Annotated in this window: 16 protein-coding genes and 2 pseudogenes; 11 read left to right on the top strand and 7 right to left on the bottom strand. The window is 44.9% G+C overall.

Annotated features, from left to right (window positions below):
• Window positions 1-121 precede the first annotated feature (121 nt).
• From uvrB to QF06_RS15955, 3 genes and pseudogenes are all read left to right on the top strand, one after another.
• Window positions 122-2,107 (top strand): excinuclease ABC subunit UvrB, encoded by a 1,986-nt coding sequence (gene uvrB / locus QF06_RS15965; RefSeq protein WP_003228054.1) that lies wholly within the window; start codon window positions 122-124, stop codon window positions 2,105-2,107.
• Window positions 2,108-2,114: 7 nt separating this feature from the next.
• Entirely contained in the window at window positions 2,115-4,988 is a 2,874-nt protein-coding gene (gene uvrA / locus QF06_RS15960) for an excinuclease ABC subunit UvrA (RefSeq protein WP_003228057.1), read from the top strand.
• Window positions 4,989-5,080: 92 nt separating this feature from the next.
• Window positions 5,081-5,632, top strand: a pseudogene (locus tag QF06_RS15955) (flagellin); the annotation flags it as partial.
• 198 nt (window positions 5,633-5,830) lie between these two features.
• On the opposite strand, the gene QF06_RS15950 reads toward QF06_RS15955, so the two are convergent.
• A complete protein-coding gene (locus tag QF06_RS15950; protein ID WP_003235419.1) occupies window positions 5,831-6,061 on the bottom strand; it encodes a hypothetical protein in 231 nt (76 codons plus the stop codon).
• A 217-nt stretch (window positions 6,062-6,278) separates the two neighbouring features.
• Here QF06_RS15950 and yvlA point away from each other — a divergent pair, with 217 nt between their 5' ends.
• Genes yvlA through QF06_RS15930 form a run of 4 tightly spaced genes read left to right on the top strand, consistent with a single transcriptional unit; the run spans window position 6,279 to window position 8,290 of the window.
• Window positions 6,279-6,605, top strand: coding sequence for a protein YvlA (gene yvlA / locus QF06_RS15945; RefSeq protein ID WP_032726939.1), 327 nt, complete (start codon window positions 6,279-6,281; stop codon window positions 6,603-6,605).
• A 24-nt stretch (window positions 6,606-6,629) separates the two neighbouring features.
• Window positions 6,630-7,727 (top strand): DUF4097 family beta strand repeat-containing protein, encoded by a 1,098-nt coding sequence (locus tag QF06_RS15940; RefSeq protein ID WP_014478112.1) that lies wholly within the window; start codon window positions 6,630-6,632, stop codon window positions 7,725-7,727.
• 4 nt (window positions 7,728-7,731) lie between these two features.
• Window positions 7,732-7,929 (top strand): PspC domain-containing protein, encoded by a 198-nt coding sequence (locus QF06_RS15935; protein WP_003228065.1) that lies wholly within the window; start codon window positions 7,732-7,734, stop codon window positions 7,927-7,929.
• Between the two features lies 1 nt (window position 7,930).
• On the top strand, window positions 7,931-8,290 hold the full coding sequence (locus tag QF06_RS15930) for a phage holin family protein (RefSeq protein WP_003228066.1): 360 nt from the start codon (window positions 7,931-7,933) through the stop codon (window positions 8,288-8,290).
• Window positions 8,291-8,317: 27 nt separating this feature from the next.
• On the opposite strand, the gene QF06_RS15925 is transcribed toward QF06_RS15930, so the two are convergent.
• Together QF06_RS15925 and pchR are read right to left on the bottom strand one after the other, a co-directional pair.
• On the bottom strand, window positions 8,318-9,529 hold the full coding sequence (locus QF06_RS15925; protein WP_003228068.1) for an MFS transporter: 1,212 nt from the start codon (window positions 9,527-9,529) through the stop codon (window positions 8,318-8,320).
• 20 nt (window positions 9,530-9,549) lie between these two features.
• On the bottom strand, window positions 9,550-10,059 hold the full coding sequence (gene pchR, locus QF06_RS15920) for a pulcherriminic acid biosynthesis transcriptional regulator PchR (protein WP_041850480.1): 510 nt from the start codon (window positions 10,057-10,059) through the stop codon (window positions 9,550-9,552).
• 425 nt (window positions 10,060-10,484) lie between these two features.
• On the opposite strand from pchR, the gene pchC reads away from it, so the two are divergent.
• Complete coding sequence (pchC, locus tag QF06_RS15915; RefSeq protein WP_021480699.1) at window positions 10,485-11,231, top strand: cyclo(L-leucyl-L-leucyl) synthase; 747 nt, start codon at window positions 10,485-10,487, stop codon at window positions 11,229-11,231.
• A 15-nt stretch (window positions 11,232-11,246) separates the two neighbouring features.
• A pseudogene (gene cypX / locus QF06_RS15910) lies at window positions 11,247-12,463 on the top strand (pulcherriminic acid synthase).
• Between the two features lie 38 nt (window positions 12,464-12,501).
• Here cypX and QF06_RS15905 read toward each other — a convergent pair.
• A complete protein-coding gene (locus QF06_RS15905) occupies window positions 12,502-12,963 on the bottom strand; it encodes a MarR family transcriptional regulator (protein WP_021480697.1) in 462 nt (153 codons plus the stop codon).
• A gap of 164 nt (window positions 12,964-13,127) precedes the next feature.
• On the opposite strand from QF06_RS15905, the gene QF06_RS15900 reads away from it, so the two are divergent.
• Window positions 13,128-16,997: a lamin tail domain-containing metallophosphoesterase family protein gene (locus QF06_RS15900; protein ID WP_041850482.1), complete on the top strand. Its 3,870-nt coding sequence runs from the start codon at window positions 13,128-13,130 to the stop codon at window positions 16,995-16,997.
• 19 nt (window positions 16,998-17,016) lie between these two features.
• Here QF06_RS15900 and nagR read toward each other — a convergent pair whose 3' ends face one another.
• Genes nagR through nagA form a run of 3 tightly spaced genes read right to left on the bottom strand, consistent with a single transcriptional unit; the run spans window position 17,017 to window position 19,681 of the window.
• A complete protein-coding gene (nagR, locus tag QF06_RS15895; protein ID WP_043940203.1) occupies window positions 17,017-17,748 on the bottom strand; it encodes an N-acetylglucosamine utilization transcriptional regulator NagR in 732 nt (243 codons plus the stop codon).
• Window positions 17,749-17,765: 17 nt separating this feature from the next.
• Window positions 17,766-18,494: a glucosamine-6-phosphate deaminase gene (nagB, locus tag QF06_RS15890; RefSeq protein ID WP_038829909.1), complete on the bottom strand. Its 729-nt coding sequence runs from the start codon at window positions 18,492-18,494 to the stop codon at window positions 17,766-17,768.
• Window positions 18,491-19,681, bottom strand: coding sequence for an N-acetylglucosamine-6-phosphate deacetylase (nagA, locus tag QF06_RS15885; RefSeq protein ID WP_041850483.1), 1,191 nt, complete (start codon window positions 19,679-19,681; stop codon window positions 18,491-18,493). The genes nagB and nagA overlap by 4 nt, the downstream gene beginning before the upstream one ends.
• 181 nt (window positions 19,682-19,862) lie before the next feature.
• Here nagA and hprK point away from each other — a divergent pair, with 181 nt between their 5' ends.
• Window positions 19,863-20,795: an HPr(Ser) kinase/phosphatase gene (hprK, locus tag QF06_RS15880; RefSeq protein WP_003228097.1), complete on the top strand. Its 933-nt coding sequence runs from the start codon at window positions 19,863-19,865 to the stop codon at window positions 20,793-20,795.
• Window positions 20,796-20,806: the final 11 nt, after the last annotated feature.

Raw genomic sequence — 20,806 nt, 5'->3', positions numbered from 1 at the left:
CACAAAAACAGCTGGAAATAAAAAACCACCGAACTTTAGTTCGTATTTTTAGTGATTTTGCTTTCCATTGTGTTACTATATCTATAGACAGATTTCGTTAAAGAAACGGAGGCTTATTTTTGTGAAAGATCGCTTTGAGTTAGTCTCGAAATATCAGCCCCAGGGAGATCAGCCGAAAGCCATTGAAAAGCTTGTGAAAGGAATTCAGGAGGGCAAGAAGCATCAGACTCTGCTGGGTGCGACAGGAACTGGGAAAACATTTACGGTGTCTAATTTGATTAAAGAAGTCAATAAGCCGACTCTCGTGATTGCCCATAACAAAACCCTTGCTGGACAGCTTTACAGTGAGTTCAAGGAATTTTTTCCGAACAATGCTGTCGAGTATTTTGTCAGCTACTATGATTATTATCAGCCGGAGGCGTATGTGCCTCAAACGGATACATTTATAGAGAAAGACGCTAGTATTAATGATGAAATTGATAAACTGAGACACTCCGCCACATCAGCTTTGTTTGAGCGCAGAGATGTCATTATTATTGCGAGTGTGTCTTGTATATACGGCCTCGGTTCGCCTGAGGAATACCGGGAAATGGTCGTGTCACTGCGGACTGAAATGGAAATTGAGCGCAATGAGCTGCTCAGAAAACTTGTAGACATCCAATATGCCCGCAACGATATCGACTTTCAGCGCGGTACATTTCGTGTGCGCGGGGATGTAGTGGAAATCTTTCCGGCATCCCGTGATGAGCATTGTATCAGAGTTGAATTTTTCGGTGACGAAATCGAACGGATTCGGGAAGTGGATGCGCTGACAGGAGAAATTCTCGGCGACCGAGATCATGTTGCGATTTTCCCGGCATCCCACTTCGTAACGCGGGCCGAGAAAATGGAGAAGGCGATTCAAAATATCGAGAAGGAGCTTGAGGAGCAGCTGAAGGTCATGCACGAAAACGGAAAGCTCCTTGAAGCGCAGCGTTTAGAGCAGCGGACAAGATATGATCTTGAAATGATGCGTGAAATGGGTTTCTGCTCCGGCATCGAGAACTATTCAAGACATTTGACTCTGCGGCCTCCAGGTTCAACGCCGTATACGCTTCTTGATTATTTCCCAGACGATTTTATGATCGTGGTGGATGAGTCGCATGTGACAATTCCCCAGGTGCGCGGCATGTTTAACGGAGACCAGGCGCGGAAACAGGTGCTCGTGGATCACGGCTTCCGGCTTCCATCAGCGCTTGATAACCGTCCGCTTCGTTTTGAGGAATTTGAAAAGCATATGCACAATATCGTGTATGTATCAGCAACACCAGGGCCGTACGAGATTGAACATACAGATGAAATGGTCGAACAGATCATTCGTCCGACGGGGCTTCTTGACCCGCTTATTGACGTCCGTCCAATCGAAGGTCAGATTGACGACTTGATCGGCGAAATTCAAGCAAGAATCGAGCGAAATGAACGGGTGCTTGTGACAACTTTGACGAAGAAGATGTCAGAGGATCTGACCGATTATTTAAAGGAAATCGGCATTAAAGTAAACTATCTGCATTCTGAAATCAAGACGCTTGAACGGATTGAAATTATCCGCGACCTGCGCCTTGGCAAGTACGATGTGCTTGTCGGCATCAACCTGCTGAGGGAAGGTTTGGACATTCCCGAAGTATCCCTTGTTGCGATTTTGGATGCGGATAAGGAAGGTTTCCTTCGTTCGGAGCGGTCGCTGATCCAGACCATCGGACGGGCAGCGAGAAATGCGGAAGGCCGCGTCATTATGTACGCCGATAAAATAACGAAGTCTATGGAAATTGCGATTAATGAAACAAAACGCCGCCGCGAGCAGCAGGAGCGGTTTAATGAAGAGCACGGCATTACGCCGAAAACGATAAATAAAGAAATTCGCGATGTCATTCGTGCCACAGTAGCAGCTGAGGATAAAGCGGAATACAAAACAAAAGCCGCGCCGAAGCTGTCGAAAATGACGAAGAAAGAACGCCAGAAAGTCGTTGAACAGATGGAGCATGAAATGAAGGAAGCCGCCAAGGCGCTTGACTTTGAGAGAGCCGCGGAGCTTCGCGATTTACTTTTAGAGCTAAAAGCGGAAGGATGATGAACAAATGGCTATGGATCGGATAGAGGTGAAGGGAGCCAGGGCGCATAACCTGAAAAATATAGATGTAACGATTCCGAGAGATCAGCTTGTCGTTGTCACGGGTTTGTCCGGATCAGGTAAATCCTCCCTTGCCTTTGACACGATATATGCTGAAGGACAGAGACGGTATGTCGAGTCGCTGTCTGCTTATGCCCGCCAGTTTTTAGGGCAAATGGATAAGCCTGATGTGGATGCAATTGAGGGGCTCTCTCCCGCCATCAGCATTGATCAGAAAACAACAAGCCGTAATCCGAGGTCTACTGTCGGTACGGTAACTGAGATTTATGATTATCTGCGTCTTTTATATGCGAGAGTAGGGAAGCCTCATTGTCCGGAGCACGGAATTGAGATTACATCCCAGACCATCGAGCAAATGGTGGACAGAATTCTGGAATACCCGGAACGGACGAAGCTTCAGGTGCTGGCGCCGATTGTCTCGGGCCGAAAAGGCGCTCATGTCAAAGTGCTTGAACAGATTAGAAAACAAGGCTATGTCAGAGTCAGAATTGACGGCGAGATGGCTGAGCTTTCCGACGATATCGAATTAGAAAAGAACAAGAAGCATTCCATTGAGGTAGTCATTGACCGGATTGTCGTGAAAGAAGGCGTGGCAGCCCGGCTGTCTGATTCATTGGAAACGGCGCTCCGTTTAGGTGAAGGACGGGTTATGATCGATGTCATCGGTGAGGAAGAGCTGATGTTCAGCGAGCATCATGCCTGTCCGCACTGCGGATTTTCAATTGGTGAGCTTGAGCCGCGTCTGTTTTCGTTTAACAGTCCGTTCGGGGCGTGTCCGACGTGTGACGGTCTCGGAATGAAGCTTGAAGTGGATGCCGATCTTGTCATTCCCAATCAAGATTTGTCATTGAAGGAGAATGCGGTCGCCCCTTGGACACCGATCAGCTCACAATATTATCCTCAGCTGCTTGAGGCAGTCTGCACCCACTACGGGATTGATATGGATGTGCCGGTCAAAGATTTGCCGAAGCATCAACTGGATAAAGTGCTGTACGGCAGCGGAGATGACCTGATTTATTTCCGATATGAAAATGATTTTGGACAAATCCGCGAAGGTGAAATTCAATTTGAAGGCGTATTGCGCAACATTGAAAGACGCTATAAGGAGACAGGCTCCGATTTCATACGTGAGCAAATGGAGCAGTATATGTCTCAGAAGTCTTGTCCGACGTGCAAAGGCTATCGGTTAAAGAAAGAGGCGCTTGCCGTACTGATTGACGGCCGCCACATTGGAAAAATTACCGAGCTGTCTGTCGCCGACGCACTTGCCTTCTTTAAAGACCTTACCCTTTCTGAGAAGGATATGCAGATCGCCAATTTGATTTTGCGCGAAATTGTGGAGCGCTTAAGCTTTCTGGACAAAGTCGGCCTCGATTACCTGACATTGAGCAGGGCAGCGGGTACATTGTCCGGGGGAGAGGCACAGCGCATCAGGCTGGCGACTCAAATTGGCTCGCGTTTATCCGGTGTGCTTTATATTTTAGATGAGCCGTCTATCGGTCTGCATCAGCGTGATAACGACCGCTTGATCAGCGCTCTGAAAAATATGAGAGACCTCGGGAACACGCTGATTGTTGTCGAACATGATGAGGACACGATGATGGCAGCAGATTATTTAATAGATATTGGACCGGGAGCCGGCATTCACGGCGGACAGGTGATATCTGCGGGTACGCCGGAAGAAGTGATGGAAGATCCAAACTCATTAACGGGCAGCTATTTATCAGGGAAAAAGTTTATCCCATTGCCTCCTGAAAGAAGAAAGCCGGACGGACGTTACATTGAAATTAAAGGTGCTTCAGAAAACAACCTGAAAAAAGTGAATGCCAAGTTCCCGCTTGGGACGTTTACAGCAGTTACAGGTGTTTCCGGTTCAGGAAAGAGTACACTCGTTAATGAAATTTTGCATAAGGCGCTGGCGCAAAAGCTTCATAAAGCGAAAGCGAAGCCCGGCAGCCATAAAGAGATTAAAGGTTTGGATCATTTAGACAAAGTCATTGACATTGACCAGGCGCCAATTGGAAGAACGCCGAGATCCAACCCTGCGACATACACCGGTGTATTTGATGACATTCGTGATGTATTCGCGCAGACAAATGAAGCGAAGGTCCGCGGCTATAAAAAAGGCCGTTTCAGCTTCAACGTGAAGGGCGGACGATGTGAAGCCTGCCGCGGAGACGGGATTATTAAAATTGAAATGCACTTCCTTCCTGACGTATACGTTCCATGCGAGGTGTGTCACGGCAAACGCTATAACCGTGAAACGCTTGAAGTGACGTACAAAGGAAAAAGCATCTCTGATGTGCTTGATATGACGGTTGAAGATGCTCTTTCTTTCTTTGAAAATATCCCGAAAATCAAACGCAAGCTCCAAACCCTTTATGATGTTGGTTTAGGTTATATTACGCTCGGCCAGCCGGCGACGACCTTGTCAGGCGGAGAAGCGCAGCGCGTGAAGCTCGCGTCAGAGCTGCACAAACGCTCGACCGGACGCACGCTCTACATTTTAGATGAGCCAACGACAGGTTTGCATGTCGACGATATCGCCAGGCTTCTTGTCGTGCTGCAACGGTTGGTAGACAACGGAGACACTGTACTTGTTATTGAGCACAACCTTGATATCATTAAGACAGCCGATTACATTGTGGATTTGGGCCCGGAAGGCGGAGCCGGGGGCGGAACCATTGTCGCGTCAGGAACGCCTGAGGAAATCACTGAAGTGGAAGAATCATATACAGGCCGTTATTTGAAGCCTGTTATCGAACGTGACAAAACACGCATGAAATCGCTCTTGAAAGCGAAAGAAACAGCTACATCTTAAAACCCTCTGTTAAGAGGGGACAGCTTGTCAGCAAGTCCATCCTTGGGCTTAGCAGGCAAGCTTTTTCTTTACGGCATAATAGGTTTAGAAGTGAACTTACTGTTCAAGCAGGAAACACAGGTACACAACAAGCAGAAGATCTTGGTGCAATTAAAGATGAAATGGATGCGCTTATTGAGGAAGTTGATGGCATTTCAAATCGTACTGAATTCAACGGCAAAAAGTTATTAGATGGTACTGAAACTGATGGTTTCACTTTCCAAATTGGAGCAAATGCTGGCCAGCAGCTTACAGTTAACATTGACAGCATGTCATCAACTGCTTTAGGAGTAAACGCACTTAATGTAACAGATTTTGCTAATACTCCTTTTGATACTCAACTTGAAAGTATTGATACTGCAATCAACAATGTCTCAAACCAACGTGCTAAACTTGGTGCGGTACAAAACCGTCTAGAGCACACAATCAACAACCTTGGTGCTTCTTCTGAAAACTTAACAGCTGCTGAGTCTCGCATCCGTGACGTTGACATGGCGAAAGAAATGAGCGAATTCACAAAGAACAACATTCTTTCTCAGGCTTCTCAAGCTATGCTTGCTCAAGCAAACCAACAGCCGCAAAACGTGCTTCAATTGTTACGTTAATTTTGAACGGCTATCTCTTTCTGATAGTTACAGCTTGCCGACAGAGTCCATTAACTGGATGTGCCGGCAGGCTTTTTTTGTTACAATCATTTTGTGACAGCCAGGGAATCACTTGTTTTTTCAAAACAAAAAAGGCAAGATATTGTCATCTAACCTTTAACTTTGTTTCAGTTATAATGAATGATATGTTTTCCGCAATTACAAAGTCTTCTTATACAGCTGCTTACTTACACTCATTAAATCTTGAACAATATGCGTGTTGCTGCTGTCGAGCAGCACTTTTATATATTGGATATCGTGAGAGATCGGGAAGGGTCCGTGAATCTGCTCAAGCTCGGCGATCATTTCACGATTCATTCTTTTTTGTTCATGAATCAGCTTTAACACTGATTCTTGTGTTACTGTATAGTCACTGGGATCTTTCTCCATTGCTTGTCCAGCCTCCTTGGTTGCCGTAAGCTTTTTACATATTGTAATCGGTATAGCCGGAAGATTCTACTTCTAAAACTTTTTAAAATCCAATTTCCGTAAATCGGAGCATGTCTAAAGAATGAATTTGAAACCTGAAGAGATTTTAAACGTATAAATAAGTAAAACGTCCCTGATCTTTTGTCATGGACAATTCACAATAGGAGTGTGGAATGAATTGAACCGTAATCAAGCTATTATTGCATCACTTTGTTATTTCAGTGTGTTTATTGCGCCAATCATTGTGCCGATTGTCGCTTATTTTGTTGTAAATGAGAAAGAAACAAAACGCCATGCGATACGCTCTCTTATTTCTCACATAGTTCCGTTTGTCGGCTGGCTGTTCCTTTTTATTGCTTTACTTGGCGGAGCCGTTGCGATTGATGGAGACAGCTTGCTTCCTGTATTTGTAATCATCGGGGGAGCGGTTATTTATTTCTTAGTTGTCATTGGCATTATCATTTGGAATGTGATTCAGGGCATTAAGGTCCTGCGTGAAGCATAAGTAGAAAATGGGGAGGAGATCGTAATGAAGCAAGAAAAGGAACGAATCCTTAAGCTTGTTGAGGAAGGAAAGCTTACAGCACAAGAAGCTTTGACACTGATTGAAAAGCTTGACAGCGACTACAAGGAAAAAGAAGAGAAAATCACAGCGCTCTCAGTTCACGTTCATGACGAGGAAGAGCCATTTACAACGGCAAAAAAAGAAAGCGGCAAGCCGTCTTTAGGAGCCAAGCTGTTTGACTGGATTGATTCTGCTGTAAAAAAGGTCAAGGAAGTTGACCTTGATTTAAACTTTGGCCATGCGTATGATGTTCAGCACATTTTTCAATTTAAAGATACTGACTTTTCCAGTGTTGAGCTACAAATTGCCAATGGCAGCGTGAATATCGTTCCTTGGGAAGATGACGATATCAGAGCGGAATGCCAGGCGAAGGTATATCGCGCTGATAGCCAGGATGCGGCGAGACACGCATTTCTTCAGCATATTGAATGTGAAATCAAAGGAAATAAGTTTTTTATCCGTACTGAGAAAAAGACGATGAAAACGAATGTCACTTTGTATATTCCTCAGAAGGAGTATGATAAGATTCGAGTGAAGCTGTTTAACGGTCCGGTCAGAGGGGAACATTTACATGTAAAAGAGTTCTCAGCGAAAACGACAAACGGCGTGCTGTCGTTCTCGCACTTAACAGCCGAAAAAGCCATAGCTGAAACGGCCAACGGGCAAATTAAGCTCGCCAGCCACAGCTGCGGAACGATAGAAGCGGAAACCATTAACGGATTGATCGATCTCAGAGGGAAAAGCGAATCCATTGACGTTCAAAGCTTTAACGGAAATATTGCGATTAACGTAACAGAATCAGACTGCCGCTCCATTTATGCAAAAACAACGACTGGAAGTGTGGAGCTTGCGATTCCGGACGATCTCGCAGTGAAGGCAGAGCTGAAAAGCAATCTTGGTTCGCTGTCCCATGAATTAATGGATGTTGAGATGCTGAAGGAAAAAAATGATACCATTCAAAAAGAAATGATGTTCACTTCAAATCAGGCACATGATCAAAACATCACCGTCTTCTCAGAATCACTAACAGGCGCCATCAAACTAAAGTACTCACAGAGGTGATCGAATGAATAAGCTTTATCGCTCAGAAAAAAATAAGAAAATCGCCGGTGTTATCGGAGGTCTCGCGGAATATTTCAATTGGGACGCATCACTCCTCAGAGTCATAACTGTCATCTTAGCCATTATGACAAGTGTCTTGCCGGTTTTGCTCATTTATATCATTTGGATTTTTATCGTCCCGTCAGAAAGGGATATGAAATGACATGGTAAAATGGGCAGTCAGCATTTTAGTCAATGCATTGTTATTAATCGTCATTGATGGATATATTGACTCCATCCATATCAGCAGCATTGGGGCAGCGATTATCGCCAGCCTCATTTTATCGATCTTAAACGTGCTGATTAAACCGCTTTTAATTATCTTTACACTGCCGGTCACCATGGTGACGCTTGGACTCTTCTTGTTTGTGATTAACGCCATCACGCTTATGATGACCGCGTCCATTATGGGTGACAGCTTTCAAATCGACGGCTTCGGCACAGCGATATGGGCATCCGTTATCCTGTCGGTCTTCCATTTGCTGATTCAAAAAGGCATTTTAGAGCCGCTTAGAAAAAAATAAAAAAAGCTGCCCGCAAAGGCAGCTTTTTTACATGTGGTGCTTTTTTTGTTTCGTGCGCTTCTGCGGCGAAAACATTGGCGGAAGAAGGCAAAAGCTCAATGCGGCAAATCCAAGGCCTAGGAGGCTAAAGGACATGGCAGACGGCATCATTGTGAGCAAGTAGGCAGATACCATCGGACCTGCTGCCATGCCTGTATATCGGATAAAGTTAAACATTCCGATTGCACTCCCTCTGTTGTGCTCAAATTCATTAGTAATCATTGTAGAGTACAAGGGAGGAATAACCCCCATCGAGATGCCAAACAGTGCCAGCGTCAGAGCCATGAGAACGAGAGAAACGGAATGTGTAACAGCAAATAAAATGATGCTGCAGGCGGCAATCACATTGCTTCCGATAAACAAGGTGTGCAGCCCGATTTTTGCCTGTATTCTTTTAAACAGAAACGTACCTGCAATCGTGCTCAGCGCCAGCGGCAAATATAACAGTCCTGCTATACCCACATCTATATGGTAATGCTCTGTCAGCAATATTGGGAGGTAGACAATTACTGCAAAATAAATGAAAAAGAGAACAAAACTTAAAGTCAAAATGACGTTCCCTGTTCGATTTGTAAATATTGATTTATAATGAGCGAACACATTGCCTTTGGCTTGCTGCATAGATTCAGTTGGAGAATCTTTAGGAAAGGTGATGCTGTTTGTCACCAGCAAAACGATCGAGATGGCCGCAAGTATCCAAAAAATCCCTTCGTATCCGGCTGCTCCGCCTATGAATCCTCCTAGAACTGGGGCAATAGCCGGTGCGACAGACAGGAGCATTTGATACGTTCCCATTGCACTCCCGCGTTCATTGCCTGTAAACAGCTGTCCGATCGTTGTGGCAGCAATAAGAGGCAGTGCTGCGGAACCGGCTGCCTGTATCATTCTGAATATCAGAAACAAAGTAAAGTCAGTAGTCACCGCACAGCCGATGCTGGCTGCTGCCGTTGCCAGAATACCGGTAATCAAGACGATCCGAGCGCCTTTAAAATCAATGATCGCTCCTAATATAATTTGCATTATTGCTGTCACAATCATAAAAACTGAGACTGACAGGTTCACCATAGCTGTGGAAACATGGAATGATTCTTTAATGATCGGAAGAATAGGTGAATAAATGTTCTGGCTTAAAGATGCAAAAAATGCACTGAAGCAAACAGTGTATAAGATCAATACTGCCTTTGATTTTGTATGAGCCAAAGTGTACACCGCCTTTTTGTTTACTTTACAGGTTTGTCCGGAGTCCCATCGGTTTGTTCTGCTTCAAGTGTTGACGTCAACTGCTCTAGAAACTTCAATACAGCCTTTTGTTCTTCTTGTGAAAATGAATCGAGGAATTGGTAAAAAGCCAGCTCCTTTTTTTTATGCAGTTTCTCATGTAAGTCGAAAATCCGTCTGCCTTTACGGGTTAATTTAAAATAAACTTCTTTTTTGTTATCTGTCAGCTGATAGCTGTTAATGAATTCTTCCTTGATCAGTTTTGTGCTGATTTTCGTTACATTCGCTTTCGATAAGTTCATTTTTCTGGCAATCCCCGCATTGTTAATGGGTTCATGCTGGCCGATGCAGTCAATGACGTGAATGCTTGTCATATTTTTGGGAATTTCAGCTACATCTTCTTCTGCGGCCTCCTTAAAAAATTGCTGAAGTAAAGTGTTCGCTTTTTGTTCATTAAGGTGCAGCAGTCTCACGTATATGTCGTATATCATCTGTTTTGTCAAATCAGACATAGGCTACCTTCTTTCTTAGGAATAATAGTTTACGATGAAACAATAAAACAAATCGTTTACTGGTGAACAATTTTATTTTATCTTTTCTTGTTTTCGTTGTCAATTGTTGGTGTTTAGACTATTTGTTGATATGTCATGCTGAATATGCGTGTAAAAAGTGTGTGGAAAATGTGATGTTTACATTTATTTTCAAATATTTGGGCACAGATCATATTGACGTTTGGAAGGAAAAGGGATAAAATGACTAATGTTTACTAGTAAACATTTATCATGATATGGGTATTGAAAATGATTATTAAAATCTTAAAAAACATTTGGAAACTTTAAGTGATGCCTGCCATTCGTCTTGTTCAGTTGTTCTAGCTATTCCATCTTGTATTTGAGGGTGATGACTTAAAGCGGGATAAGTTTTAGGGGTGAATGAGATGACCGGAATGGTAACGGAAAGAAGGTCTGTGCATTTTATTGCTGAGCCATTAACGGAAAACTGCAGAGAAATATTTGAACGGCGCAGGCATGTTTTGGTGGGGATCAGCCCATTTAACAGCAGGTTTTCAGAGGATTATATTTACAGATTAATTGGATGGGCGAAAGCTCAATTTAAAAGCGTTTCTGTTTTACTTGCGGGGCATGAGGCCGCTAATCTTCTAGAAGCGCTTGGAACTCCGAGAGGAAAGGCTGAACGAAAAGTAAGGAAAGAGGTATCACGAAACAGGAGATTTGCAGAAAGAGCTCTTGTGGCTCATGGCGGGGATCCGAAGGCGATTCATACATTTTCTGATTTTATGGATAACAAAGCCTACCAGCTGTTGAGACAAGAAGTTGAACATGCTTTTTTTGAGCAGCCTCATTTTCGACATGCTTGTTTGGACATGTCTCGTGAAGCGATAATCGGGCGTGCACGGGGCGTCAGTTTGATGATGGAAGAAGTCAGTGAGGATATGCTGAATTTGGCTGTGGAATATGTCATAGCTGAGCTGCCGTTTTTTATCGGAGCTCCGGATATTTTAGAGGTGGAAGAGACGCTCCTTGCTTATCATCGTCCGTGGAAGCTCGGTGAGAAGATCAGTAACCATGAATTTTCTATTTGTATGCGGCCGAATCAAGGGTATCTCATTGTACAGGAAATGGCGCAGATGCTTTCTGAGAAACGGATCACATGTGAAGGATGATAGGGGGAGTAAAACATGAGCCAATCGATTAAATTGTTTAGTGTGCTTTCTGATCAATTTCAAAACAATCCATATGCTTATTTTTCACAACTGCGGGAGGAAGATCCGGTTCATTATGAAGAGTCGATAGACAGTTATTTTATCAGCCGCTATCATGATGTCCGCTATATCCTTCAGCATCCGGATATTTTCACGACGAAATCACTTGTTGAGCGTGCCGAACCAGTAATGCGAGGCCTGTACTGGCCCAAATGCATGGAAAAGAACACTCTGCCAAAAGAAGAATTGTAGTGAGAAGCTTCATCGGTGACGCACTGGATCATCTGTCTCCATTGATTAAACAAAATGCAGAAAACTTGTTAGCGCCCTATCTTGAAAGAGGGAAAATTGATCTCGTCAATGATTTTGGAAAGACGTTTGCGGTGTGCGTCACGATGGACATGCTCGGGCTGGATAAAAGAGACCATGAAAAAATCTCTGAGTGGCACAGCGGAGTTGCCGATTTTATCACGAGTATCTCTCAATCTCCTGAAGCGCGGGCACATTCGTTATGGTGCAGCGAACAGCTTTCCCAATACTTGATGCCGGTCATTGAAGAACGTCGCGTCAATCCGGGATCAGATTTAATTTCCATCCTATGTACTTCTGAATATGAAGGCATGGCGATGTCGGACAAGGATATACTCGCACTGATTCTTAATGTGCTGTTAGCCGCAACGGAACCGGCTGATAAGACGCTGGCACTGATGATCTACCATTTGCTCAACAATCCTGAGCAGATGAATGATGTTTTGGCTGACCGTTCGTTAGTTCCGAGAGCCATTGCGGAGACATTGCGTTATAAACCGCCGGTTCAGCTGATTCCGCGGCAGCTGTCCCAAGATACAGTGGTCGGCGGTATGGAAATCAAAAAAGATACGATTGTTTTTTGTATGATCGGTGCGGCTAACCGGGACCCTGAAGCATTTGAACAGCCTGACGTGTTTAATATTCATCGGGAAGATCTTGGCATCAAGAGCGCTTTTAGCGGCGCCGCCCGGCATCTCGCTTTCGGATCCGGCATTCATAACTGTGTAGGAGCAGCTTTTGCCAAAACCGAAATCGAAATTGTAGCTAATATTGTGCTGGATAAGATGCGGAATATCAGATTAGAGGAAGATTTTTGTTATGCTGAGTCCGGTCTGTATACACGCGGACCCGTCTCACTTCATATTGTATTTGACAGGGCTTAATAATATGGAAAGGTCTCTCCCGTGCGGGTGAGGCTTTTTTACATATGCTTGATCCACAAGTTAATAAACGCAGTCACTGTTTTCAACTCATCAATTGAAAATTCATTGAAGAGCTGTTTGTATTGCTCCTTTGCTTTTTGATGAAGCCGTTCATGTAACCCCGCCAGTTCTTTGCCGCTTTCAGTTAACGTATAAAAAATTTCTTTTTTGTTGCCCGGCTTTTTTGTCACTGTAATGATGTTATGTTTCAACAAAGCTTGAATTGCTTTTGAAACAGCTGCTTTTGAGATATGTAAGCGGGATGCTAAGAAGCTGTTATTCACATTTTTGCTGGTATGTAAACAGGAAACAATGTGAAGCTGGGTCAATGTCCAGTCTTTTTTGAGGTGGTCGAGATGTTGTGAGGACGGAATCTGCACCTTTTGCCAGACGCGTTTATCTCTTTTTAATGCGAATTGTTGTATAGCTTGAAATAATTCATCATGAATGCTGTTGTTCATCAATTTGCCTCTCTGATTTAATTGTTAACTGGTTAACTATCCTTAGTTTACTGGGGAATAGTGGAATTTTCAAGAGGCAGACGTTTTTTTGTTCTTTATGCACAAAAATGAACTCATAAGCTTCCCTGTTCAGACGCAAAATACATGAAAAGGGAGGTGATTTGATGAGGAAATACACGGTTATTGCTTCTATATTACTGTCTTTTCTTTCCGTTTTGTCTGGCGGCCATCATGAATCAAAAGCTTTTCCTGTTGTACAGCAGGAACTATTTCAAACGCCTCATTACATACCCTTGCTTGAAAATCCTCCTCAAATTGATGTGAAAGCTGAAATGAGAAACAATCTAATGATTGAGGCTCAAGTTCGCGATAATTCGTATCAAGCATTTTCCGCCTTTCTTTTTTATAAACAAAGTAATGAGCTGGGCTACAAAATGGTGCCGATGGACCCGACCCCCGGAGCGGTCCGCAAGTTTTTGGCACAAATTCCGAAACGTTTGATTTGGAACAGCGAGCTTGAGTATTACATTGTGATGTCGAATGGGAAGCAGCGGGTGGAGTCGGAGACGAAGAAACTGAAGCTTGAAGGATACCAGGCTGACCTTGCCCATATTCCGGAGCTTCTGATCACAGAGCTGGCGGTTGATACGAAGAATATAGGACGTGCAGACGGTTATGAATTTATTGAGATTTTTAATACGACTGACAGAACGATTGATTTTAAAGACTACCATTTCCGTTACCGCTACCCAAAAGAAGGGCCTGACTCCGATCTGATTTGGAGACCTGATGAAAGGATCTTGATACCATCCGGCGAAACGTTTGTCGTCTGGCTGAAGCCTGCCGGGCATCCAGAATTGACGTCAGAGGATTTCAATCGTTATTATCAGACACAACTAAAAGAAGGAAAAAATCTCGCGGTGATAGACGAGACAGAGGGTATGGCCAATACGAGGCCGCGGGCTGTTGTGATATCAACGAATACAGGAAAGGACATTTCGGTTGCGCATTATCGGAAACATGCGCTGCGCCGGCTGTCATCAGTGCTTTATAAGTATCCGTTGAACGGAACCGCAGAACTTCTGAACATTTCAATCGGGGAAAAGAATCCGTCTCCCGGAACGGTATTACAGGCACAGGTGCCCGAGCAGAAACGGAAAATCAAGCTCGATAAAGAAAAGCCGGTTATTGAGGATTTGACTGACCGCAAGCCTGTCCGCCCTGCTGAAAGCATTGAGCTGCGGGCTGACATACGGGACCGAAGTCTAGTGAAAACAGCGGCCTTTTACTACCGGACGGATGAGAACAAACCGTTTAAGCGAATTCTTGCTGAAAAAGACCGCAACGATAATCTCTACCATTATATTGTGTATTCGCCTGAATTGATCGGGAAGGATCAGCTAGAGTATTATGTGGCGGCCGGGGACGGGATCAATGAAGCGAGAACGCCGGTCAAAATGATTGATATTAAACAAACAAGCAAGTCGCACGGTCTGCGGATGAATATTGAAAACAGAGACACGCTGTCGGGAACTCAATTTCTCAAAGCCACGACAGAAGGGCGAGCTGACCGCATTAAGCTATGGATTGACGGGAAAAAACAAGTGACAGAGCCCGCGATGGAAAAAGAAGTATATTTTGCATTCGATACGAGGAAAACGAACCTTTATTTTAAAAACGCGGTAACGATGGAAGGCAAAGTGCTAAAGGTGTTCGATGATACAACAAATAAATACCGCACCTATTCTGTTCCATTGCCAGAGACACTGCTTCGGAAAGGGAAGCAGCTGCAGCGTATTACGATACGATCGGGTTCGAAGGTGTCACCGTTTGATACGGCTGAAAACCGTGATGACTTCTTAGTCAAAAACGCCCGATTGGTGTTATCGGATGGAACGGTGATCAGGGATCAGAGGGTGTCCCCTGAGAAGGAACTCTTTATTGGCGATAATCAGCGCTCGAATAAAAGCTGGCAATTTCAGTTCAATCTGCCTGACGGACTGTTTACATCACAGCTGCTGGAGTGGGATACATCAAAGCTTTCTGAAGGCGCTCACCATATTCAAGCAAGCGACGGCAAGGAAAATGTTAGCCTGGTTGTACGGGTAGATAATTCAGGACCTCACATTGAGCCGAATATCACCGAGGGGCAAACGTATAAAGGAAACCTTATCCTGCAGGCGGATATGTATGATAAATGGAGCAAAATTGAGGAAGCGAAGGCGTCTTTAGATGGAGAAAGCATTACACTCCCATATCATACATCATCTTCTGAACTTTTGCCGGGAAAACATTCTCTAAAAGTGACAGCAACGGATCTCGCGGGCAATAAAACAGTGATTGAGAGGACGTTTAAAACCGAACGAGAGCATCCGGACCAGCCGGAGGTTATAGACAGCGAAGCCGACACGCATAAGGCTAAGCTTTCTGTACGGGTGAAAGATCCGACGAATGACGCCATGGATGTTGGTTTTTATAGGGGATTTCAATATACAGCGCGCAATCATGTAAAAATATTTAAGCACGCGTCACTGACTGAACCGCCGAAAAGCTTTGTGCCGGAAAGGGAGACCCCATTTACGAATAAAGAATTGGAGCGGGTATCTGCTGCTGATGGAAAAACAGTATCGACAGAAAACAAAGAGCTTTTCCCTTATCATCGCTTTGAAGTGACGGTTGATCCATCAATTGATGAGAATGATCTGGCAGAAGCAGTCTGGAAGGGCAGTTCTTTGCCGGGGAGAAAGGTGACGATGTATGCTTGGAATTATCGGACAAACGAATGGCAGCCTGTTGACAGCTTCGTCGCGAAGGATGACAAACCGTTTACGCTGAAAGCGTCTGTGATTGCCGCCGATTTTGTACGGGAGTCGAAAATGAATGTGATTGTACAGGATGAAATTCCCCCTGCGAAGGATATGTACACATTTGTCTGGATGTCTGATACACAGTATTACGCCGAAAGCTATCCGCATATTTTTGATAAACAGACCGAATGGATAAAAGATAACCAAAAGCAGCTCAATATCAAATATGTGTTCCACACGGGTGATATTGTAGATGATTCCGCCGATATCAGACAGTGGAAAAACGCTGATCGGTCAATGTCCGTTCTGGATAAGAGCGGAATTCCTTACGGCGTGCTGGCCGGCAACCACGATGTCGGGCATAAGGACGGCTCCTACAGGGCGTTTGGCAAATATTTTGGCAGCGATCGTTTTGATAAAAAATTGCATTATGGCGGTTCCTATAAAAACAACCGCGGACATTATGACTTTATTTCTAGCAACGGCAATGATTATATCATGCTGTACATGGGATGGGGCATTACGGATGAAGACATCGCGTGGATGAATCAGGTGCTGAAGAAGCATCCTGACCGGATGGCCATTTTAGCTTTTCATGAGTATTTGCTGGTCAGCGGAAACAGAAGCCCAATCGGAGAGAAAATATTCAAAGAAATCGTAAAGCCGAACCCGAATGTCGTGATGGTGTTGAGCGGGCATTATCATAGTGCGATGAGAAAAACAGATGAGCTGGATGATGATGGTGATGGGAAACCGGATCGTCTTGTGCATCAAATGCTGGCCGATTATCAGGGCGGGCCAGAAGGCGGCCAAGGGTATTTGCGTTTGCTTCAATTTGACCAAGCCAATGACATGGTGCACGTATCGACGTACTCTCCGTATGTAAAGGATAAGAACTACTATGATACGGATACCTATGGCAACAAGGATGAATTTTCCCTTTCGCTTGATTTGAAGCCAAGAATCAAAAAGGTGGAAACCGATTATTTTGAATGTAACGTATATACCAATGAAGAGCTCGGAAAACGGGAGCAAGTGAAGAGCGGGGATACAGCTGAATTCCGCTGGGATCATCTTGAACCGCAGTCTGTTTATTATTGGTACATTATAGTGGAAGACAGTTTTAACGGCAAAACGAAATCACCGATCTGGAAGTTCAAGACGAAAAAAGAAACATATCGTCCGGCACCAGACCAGTTTGATTTTCGCCATGTCTCCAATCCTTAAAAAGGGTTGGAGGCTTTTTTTATGAAAGACGATCCATATAGTGGACAAATGTATAACGGTCGCCTCTGTATACGGATTTTGCATGCTCAAAAGCAGTTCCGTTCTGCAGATATGTTGTTCGTTTGATTAATAGGACCGGCGCTCCCTTTTGAATACCAAGAATGTTCGCTTCTTCCGTGGTGGCAGCGCTTGGCTCAAGCTCCTGTTTTGCACGGGAAATCGGTATGCTGTTGTACCTTTCAATATGATCATAGATCGACGACTGAAAATGCGATTCGTTTAATTCACCCGCAAGCTCAAACGGAATATGTGAGGACTCAATCGCCATCGGAATATCATTTGCCAGCCGCACCCGAGTGATTTTATGGATAGAGGAGGGGTGCCCGCAGCCTAATATAGCCGCGAGTTCCTCAGTCGAATCAATAAGCTGATAATCAATGAGCCTGCTGCCCGGTGTCATCCCGCGGCTTTTCATATCCTCGGTAAAGCTTGTCAGCCCTTGAAGTGCTTGTTCCATTTTTGGCTTGCTGACAAAGGTGCCCCGCCCCTTCAGGCGATAGAGCAAGCCTTCATTAACTAAATTAGAAAGCGCCTGGCGAACTGTCATCCGGCTGATCCCGAATTGTTCGGCATATTCGCGCTCAGAAGGAAGAGGCATATCCGGCTGCAGCTCTCCGCTCTTAATTTGGTTTTTTAATTGCTCCATAATCTGATAATAAATCGGAATAGCCGATTGTTTATTGATATTCATAAGTCAGCATGTTCCTTTCAAGGTCTTAATGACGCGGCTTCACGATCAATCAAAACCGTAACATCGGAATGCAGGTGCAAAGCAGATGCGGGAAAATCTTCGCTTATGTTTCCTTCTAACAGCTTACGAACAGCTTCCGCTTTGCTTTTTCCAGAAATGAGCAGCAGAATGCGCTTGCTTGAGAGTATCGTTTGAATTCCCATTGTGAGTGCTTTTTTCGGCACGCTGTCTATGGAGGGAAAATATCTGGCATTTGCCTGGCGAGTTTGTTCATTTAAAGTCACAACATGAGTTCGCGACTTGAAAGACGTTCCCGGTTCGTTAAAGCCGATGTGTCCGTTTCGGCCGATGCCGAGAAGCTGAATGTCAGTGCCGCCGAGGGACTCGACTAGCTGTTCATACCGTCTGCATTCGGCCTCCAAATCGTCTGCATTTCCATTCGGAATAAAATGCCGGCTAGGCTTGCTGTCGATATGCTGAAAAAAACGGTCGTTCATATAGAAGTGATAGCTGTTCGGGTCATCGCTTGAAAGTCCGGCGTACTCATCCAAATTAACTGTAGTGACGTTTTGAAATGAGAGATTCTCAGTTTGGTGCAGGCGGATCAGCTCGCGATACGTGCCTTCCGGTGTGCCGCCTGTTGCTAAACCGAGAACGGCATCAGGTTTTTCCTTGATTGTATCTGCCGTTATTCTGGCTGCTTTTTGGCTTAGCTCTTCATACGTTTGACATTCCATTACTTTCATATCTGGTCAGCCTCCTTGGATATAAATGCAATGTTTCCGCGGCAAATGGTGAGAATCACCTCGCAATCACTGCTGACAATCACCAAATCTGCATCTTTTCCCACAGTCACACTGCCTTTTCGGTCAAAGATGCCCAGCTGTTTGGCCGCGTTTGCAGAAGTTATATTAGCTATATCCGTCCAAGAGCAATTTGTAAACTCACGCATATGCCGTGCGCCTTCGTTCATTTTGAGGATCGAACCGGCAAGGGTTCCGTCTGAAAGAAGAGCTGTTCGTCCTCTTACCGTCACACTTTGGCCGCCAAACTCATATACGCCGTCTTTCAGGCCTTTTGCCCTCATGGAATCGGTAATTAAAATGAGCTTGCTGCTGCCTTTCGCCAAAAAAGCAAGCTTTGCAGCTAAAGGATGGGAGTGAATGCCATCGGCGATAAGCTCTGTCACAAACCCATCATGGGCCAGCGCCGTTCCGATCACTCCGGGCTCTCGGTGATGAAACGGGCTCATCGCGTTGTACAGATGAGTCATTTGGCTCGCCCCTGCTTTTGCGGCATCCGACAGCAATGCGGAATCGGCATCCGTGTGCCCCATGGACGCGATAATCGATTCGTCTTTCAAATGGCGGATCAGTTCAAAATGCTGATCCTCCTCCGGCGCAAGTGTAACAATTTTGATCAGTCCGCCCGCCTCCTGCTGCCACTTTTTGAAAAGCGCAACATCCGAAGGCCTAATCCACTCTTTTGGCTGCGCTCCGGCTCTTTTAGGCGAAACAAAGGGGCCCTCTAAATGAATGCCGAGCAGTTCTGCACCTAATAAAGAGGACTCTTCAGCCGCTTTCCACTCTCTTGCGTTCACCAAAGCTTGAGAAATGTTCCCATGCTCTTGGGTAATCGTTGTGGCTAAAAAGCTCGTCGTGCCTTCTTCGGGCAGTTTTGACGACATGATGTCGAGCGTGGAAAAGCTAGCATCCATTGTATCTGCGCCATAGCCGCCGTGGATATGAATGTCAATCATGCCGGGAAGCAAAACGGAATCCGCAGGTGCTTGAATCTCTTTTGAATATGACTCCTTGGGCCGTTCTGTTGAGACTGTGCTGATTTTTCCGTCATTGATTCCGACATAGCCGTTTTTGATTACTTCATTTTCTGTCACGATCGCAATGTCTTTGATAAGAAGACTCTCTGCCATAGATGATCCGCCTTTCTGGAATTTGAATACCTTTATTTTACTCTTTTTCAGACTAGTGATCTAGACCAGCTGAGGTGTTTTCCCGCCTTTTATAAAATCTGTTTTAGGTTCAAGCCTGAAAGTGATAAAATGAAAGTATTGTGAGCAAGCTCGGGGCAGCCCGGAACAGGAGGAACATATCGTGGCAAAGGTTCGCACAAAAGACGTAATGGAACAGTTCAATTTGGAATTAATCAGCGGAGAAGAAGGAATTAACCGCCCGATTACAATGAGTGACCTATCAAGACCAGGCATTGAAATTGCCGGATATTTTACATATTACCCGAGAGAGCGCGTGCAGCTTCTCGGAAAGACAGAGCTTTCTTTCTTTGAACAGCTTCCTGAAGAGGAGAAAAAACAGCGAATGGATTCTCTGTGCACTGATGTAACACCAGCTATTATTCTTTCTAGAGATATGCCCATCCCGCAGGAGCTGATTGACGCATCCGAGAAAAATGGGGTGCCTGTCCTCAGATCGCCGCTGAAAACGACAAGACTGTCAAGCCGTTTAACCAACTTCCTTGAGAGCAGGCTGGCGCCTACCACAGCAATTCATGGCGTTCTTGTTGATATATATGGTGTCGGCGTGCTGATCACAGGAAAGAGCGGCGTCGGAAAAAGCGAAACAGCGCTGGAGCTTGTGAAAAGAGGGCATCGCCTTGTTGCCGATGATTGCGTTGAAATACGGCAGGAGGATCAGGATACTCTTGTGGGAAACGCTCCGGAATTAATTGAGCACCTTCTTGAGATCAGGGGCCTTGGCATTATCAATGTAATGACGCTATTTGGCGCTGGCGCGGTCAGAAGCAATAAACGAATCACGATTGTCATGAATCTTGAACTCTGGGAGCAGGGCAAGCAATACGACCGGCTCGGACTTGAGGAAGAGACCATGAAAATCATTGATACAGAAATTACAAAACTGACGATCCCCGTCCGTCCAGGCCGAAATCTTGCAGTCATCATCGAAGTGGCAGCAATGAACTTCAGATTGAAGCGGATGGGGCTGAATGCCGCTGAACAATTTACCAACAAGCTGGCGGACGTCATTGAAGACGGTGAACAAGAAGAATAGGAGTTGGCGTT

The organism is Bacillus sp. YP1 (genome assembly GCF_000877815.1).
GTDB classification, from domain to species: domain Bacteria; phylum Bacillota; class Bacilli; order Bacillales; family Bacillaceae; genus Bacillus; species Bacillus subtilis.
This window is presented reverse-complemented; position numbering and strand designations above follow the sequence as displayed.

Excerpts from the sequence above, each read along its gene's own strand:
- uvrA (WP_003228057.1), top strand. The coding sequence starts at position 2,115 with ATGGCTATGGATCGGATAGAGGTGAAGGGAGCCAGGGCGCATAACCTG.
- QF06_RS15950 (WP_003235419.1), bottom strand. The coding sequence starts at position 6,061 with ATGGAGAAAGATCCCAGTGACTATACAGTAACACAAGAATCAGTGTTA.
- QF06_RS15940 (WP_014478112.1), top strand. The coding sequence starts at position 6,630 with ATGAAGCAAGAAAAGGAACGAATCCTTAAGCTTGTTGAGGAAGGAAAG.
- QF06_RS15935 (WP_003228065.1), top strand. The coding sequence starts at position 7,732 with ATGAATAAGCTTTATCGCTCAGAAAAAAATAAGAAAATCGCCGGTGTT.
- QF06_RS15930 (WP_003228066.1), top strand. The coding sequence starts at position 7,931 with ATGGTAAAATGGGCAGTCAGCATTTTAGTCAATGCATTGTTATTAATC.
- pchR (WP_041850480.1), bottom strand. The coding sequence starts at position 10,059 with ATGTCTGATTTGACAAAACAGATGATATACGACATATACGTGAGACTG.
- pchC (WP_021480699.1), top strand. The coding sequence starts at position 10,485 with ATGACCGGAATGGTAACGGAAAGAAGGTCTGTGCATTTTATTGCTGAG.
- QF06_RS15905 (WP_021480697.1), bottom strand. The coding sequence starts at position 12,963 with ATGAACAACAGCATTCATGATGAATTATTTCAAGCTATACAACAATTC.
- QF06_RS15900 (WP_041850482.1), top strand. The coding sequence starts at position 13,128 with ATGAGGAAATACACGGTTATTGCTTCTATATTACTGTCTTTTCTTTCC.
- nagR (WP_043940203.1), bottom strand. The coding sequence starts at position 17,748 with ATGAATATCAATAAACAATCGGCTATTCCGATTTATTATCAGATTATG.
- nagB (WP_038829909.1), bottom strand. The coding sequence starts at position 18,494 with ATGAAAGTAATGGAATGTCAAACGTATGAAGAGCTAAGCCAAAAAGCA.
- nagA (WP_041850483.1), bottom strand. The coding sequence starts at position 19,681 with ATGGCAGAGAGTCTTCTTATCAAAGACATTGCGATCGTGACAGAAAAT.